Origin of the sequence: Kitasatospora sp. NPDC057512 (assembly GCF_042802135.1) — a bacterium.
Taxonomy (GTDB): domain Bacteria; phylum Actinomycetota; class Actinomycetes; order Streptomycetales; family Streptomycetaceae; genus Kitasatospora.
Genome location: NZ_JBHVET010000927.1, coordinates 1 through 2,782 on the forward strand (window position 1 = coordinate 1; position 2,782 = coordinate 2,782).

Annotated in this window: 3 protein-coding genes and 1 tRNA gene; all 4 read left to right on the forward strand. The window is 73.0% G+C overall.

Features of this window, described 5'->3' with window-relative positions; all coding sequences use genetic code 11:
- A partial coding sequence (locus tag ACFU6K_RS35840) for a LytR C-terminal domain-containing protein (protein ID WP_380670342.1) occupies positions 1 to 1,060 on the forward strand: 1,060 nt, incomplete at its 5' end.
- Between the two features lie 266 nt (positions 1,061 to 1,326).
- Positions 1,327 to 1,785, forward strand: a complete 459-nt coding sequence (rsfS, locus tag ACFU6K_RS35845) for a ribosome silencing factor (protein WP_380670344.1) — start codon at positions 1,327 to 1,329, stop codon at positions 1,783 to 1,785.
- The gene (locus ACFU6K_RS35850) at positions 1,782 to 2,432 is read left to right on the forward strand and encodes a histidine phosphatase family protein (RefSeq protein ID WP_380670346.1); all 651 of its coding nucleotides are present in this window, start codon (positions 1,782 to 1,784) and stop codon (positions 2,430 to 2,432) included. Before rsfS ends, ACFU6K_RS35850 begins: the two co-directional genes overlap by 4 nt.
- A 169-nt stretch (positions 2,433 to 2,601) precedes the next feature.
- Positions 2,602 to 2,674 (forward strand) — tRNA-Ala (locus tag ACFU6K_RS35855).
- The last annotated feature ends 108 nt before the right edge of the window (positions 2,675 to 2,782 follow it).

Here is a 2,782-nt window from a genome sequence, read left to right on the forward strand (position 1 = left end):
CTTCCTCACCGGCGACAAGCCGACCGCGGCCGCCGCCGCCGGCGGGCGCCAGGTCAATGTCGTCCACCTGCGCGACCTCCAGGGCAAGGTGTCCAGCGCGCTGCTGGTCAACGACGCCTCCGGGAAGAAGGGCACGGTACTGCTGCTGCCCGACACCCTGCGGCTGCCCGGCCCGGGGGACCCGCCGGTCACCACGGTCGGCCAGTCCATGGACGGCATCGGCGCCTCGGCGACCCGCGACGGCCTGTCCACCGTGCTCGGCGCCCCGGTGGCCGGCACCTGGCGGCTGGACACCCCGTACCTGGAACTGCTGGTCTCCCAGCTCGGCGGCATCCGGGTGGACACCAACGCCGAGACCCACGAGGGCGGCAAGCCGGACGGCAAGCCGCTGTCCGCGGCGGGCAAGAACACCATGCTCAGCGGGAAGGCCGCGGTCGCCTACGCGACGCTGCAGAACGCCGGCGAGAACCGGGACGCCCAGCTGGCCCGGTTCGGGCAGGTCATGGACGCGCTGGTGCGCGCCATGCCGACCGAGTTCAAGGACGCCAAGGACGACGTGCACCGGATGAACGCGGTGCTCGACCCCTCGCTGCCCGAGGACGCCCTCGCAGGGGTGCTCGTCCAGCTCGCCCAGCAGGCGAAGGACGGCCACTTCGGCACCACCGCGCTGACCGTCAAGCCGGACGGCAGCCTGGACGAGGCGACCGCGGGCAAGCAGGTCAAGGACGTGCTGGGCGGCACCGTGAAGTCCGCGGCGGCCGGCGACGCCCCGGTGCGGGTCGCGGTCCAGGACTCCAGCGGCAACGACGCGGCGGCGGCCGCCGCACAGGTCCAGATCGTCAACTCCGGTCTGACCTTCATCCCGGGCGGGGCCAAGGGCGCCCCGCAGGCCACCAGTGAGATCCGCTACACCGACGACGCCCGGCAGGGCGCGGCGAAGTCGCTGGCGACCAGCCTCGGCCTGCCGGACACGGCGGTGAAGAAGGTGACCGGCGACACCCAGAACGCGGACCTGCTGGTGGTGCTCGGCAAGGACTACCAGCCGCCGAAGACCCAGTAGGGCGGTGGCCCGGGCCCGGCGGAGGTCCGGGCCGGTGGCGGCGGTGGTGCCGGCCGCGTCGGCGGTGGTCCGGCGTCGGCGGTGGTCCGGCGTCGGTGTCGGCGTCGGCGTGGGGCCTGTGGCCCGGCGGCCCGGGGGCCCGGCGGCCCGGGGGCCCGGGGGCCCGGAAAAACGGTTCCGGGCCCGCCCGGGCGGCGTGAGATCCTGGAAGGCGACCCCGGCCGAGCGCCGGGGCGCCCCCCAAGCCGCCGAGCCGGAAGAACACCGTGACCGTTACCGACCACAGCCAGCAGCTCATCACCGTCGCCGCGCAGGCGGCGGCCGACAAGCTCGCGCACAACATCGTCGCCTTCGACGTCAGCGAGGTGCTGTCGATCACCGACGCCTTCCTGATCGCCTCCGCGAACAACGACCGCCAGGTCCGCTCGATCGCCGAGGAGATCGAGGACCAGCTGCGCGAGCAGCTGGACATCAAGCCGGTGCGCCGCGAGGGCGAGCGCGACGGCCGCTGGATCCTGCTCGACTACCTGGACATCGTCGTGCACGTCCAGCACTCCGAGGAGCGCTCCTTCTACTCGCTGGACCGGCTCTGGAAGGACTGCCCCGAGCTCCCGCTGCCCGAGGACGCCCTGGCCTCGCGCAACCGCCCGGACGCGTTCACCGACGAGGCCGGCAACGTCGTCGCCCCCGCCGACGACTTCGGCAAGCCCGAGGACCTGCACTGAGCCGGGGCCCGCGCGGCCCGCGCATCGTCTTCTGGCGGCACGGCCAGACCTCCTGGAACCTCGAATCGCGCTTCCAGGGCACCACGGACATCGAGCTGACCGGCCAGGGCGTCCAGCAGGCCCAGCGGGCGGCCCGGCTGCTCTCCGGGCTCCGTCCCGACCTGCTGATCTCCTCGGACCTCCAGCGGGCCCGGCGCACCGCCGCGGAGCTGGCCGAGGTCACCGGGCTCGACGTGCAGCACCACGAGGGCCTGCGGGAGACCTTCGCGGGCTCCTGGCAGGGCCTGACCAACGCCGAGATCCGCGAGCGCTTCCCGGAGGAGTACGAGGCCTGGGCGGCCGGTGAGCCGGTGCGGCGGGGCGGTGACGGCGAGCTGGCCACCGAGGTCGCCGACCGCTCGGTGCCGGTGGTCCTGGACGCCGTCGGCAAGCTCCCCGAGAACGGCACGCTGGTGGTGGTCAGCCACGGCGGGACGATCCGCACCATGCTCGGGCGGCTGCTCGACATGGAGCCGGCCCAGTGGGAGCGCTTCGGCGGACTGTCCAACTGCTGCTGGTCGGTGCTCGGCCAGGGCACGCGCGGCTGGCGCCTGCTGGAGCACAACGCGGGCACCCTCCCGCAGCCGGTCATCGGCGACGACACCTGAGCCGAGCCGTACCGGCTCGGGCGGCACCGGGTGCCGGGGGCCCTCACGGGGCCCTCGGCGGGGGCCGGAGGGAGCGGATTTCGCAGTTCCGGCCCTGACCAGCTAGAGTCTTCCTCGTTCGCAGGGAAGGAACGCGGCCCGGAAGGGAAGCGGGAGATCCGGTGAGTGCGGGGCTATAGCTCAGTTGGTAGAGCGCTTGCATGGCATGCAAGAGGTCTGGGGTTCAATTCCCCATAGCTCCACTCCGCATCGGCGGTCGTGGTCAGCCAGGGTCGCCCGTGTCGCGGGGCTATAGCTCAGTTGGTAGAGCGCTTGCATGGCATGCAAGAGGTCTGGGGGTCAATTCCCCA